The sequence below is a fragment of the Planctomonas deserti genome (assembly GCF_003067705.1).
Classification (GTDB): domain Bacteria; phylum Actinomycetota; class Actinomycetes; order Actinomycetales; family Microbacteriaceae; genus Planctomonas; species Planctomonas deserti.
Genome location: NZ_QANL01000250.1, coordinates 1 through 504 on the forward strand (window position 1 = coordinate 1; position 504 = coordinate 504).

At 67.1% G+C, this 504-nt stretch carries 2 protein-coding genes; both read right to left on the reverse strand.

Translation table 11 applies throughout. The annotated features are described in order from the left end of the window. The coding region (locus tag DAI20_RS20530; RefSeq protein WP_497802667.1) for a beta-ketoacyl synthase N-terminal-like domain-containing protein at nt 1-235 on the reverse strand (235 nt) is incomplete at its 3' end. Then, nucleotides 235-504 (reverse strand): bifunctional 3-hydroxydecanoyl-ACP dehydratase/trans-2-decenoyl-ACP isomerase (gene fabA, locus DAI20_RS20535; protein WP_108252930.1); only part of this gene is annotated, 270 nt, incomplete at its 5' end. The genes DAI20_RS20530 and fabA, both read right to left, overlap by 1 nt.

Here is a 504-nt window from a genome sequence, read left to right on the forward strand (position 1 = left end):
TGGACAGGTAGGCGAAGGCCGCCGCATCGCTCATGAAGCGCTTCTGCTTGCGGTCGATCAGCGCCTCCAGGTCGAGGTCGACGCGACCGCCTACCTGGCTGCGCAGGCCCGCTTCGGCGTGGTCGGCCAGGGCGGTGATGCCCGAGCGCCCTTCGCGCAGCGCAGCCGAAACGGTATCCAGATCATTGCCGAGGCAGGACGCGATGCCCATGCCGGTGATGACGACGCGACGCATCAGAAGCTCCCGGTTTCAGTGAACAGGCCGACGCGCAGGTCGCGCGCGCTGTAGATTTCGCGGTCATCCACGTACATGCGGGCGTCCGACTGGGCCATCACCAGCTTGCGGTTGATGACGCGGCTGATGTCGATCTCGTAGCGCACCCGCTTGGCTTCCGGCAGTACCTGGCCGGTGAACTTCACCTCGCCGCAGCCCAGTGCGCGGCCCTTGCCGGGGGCGCCCAGCCAGGTGAGGAAGAAGCCGGTCAGCTGCCACATGGCATCCAG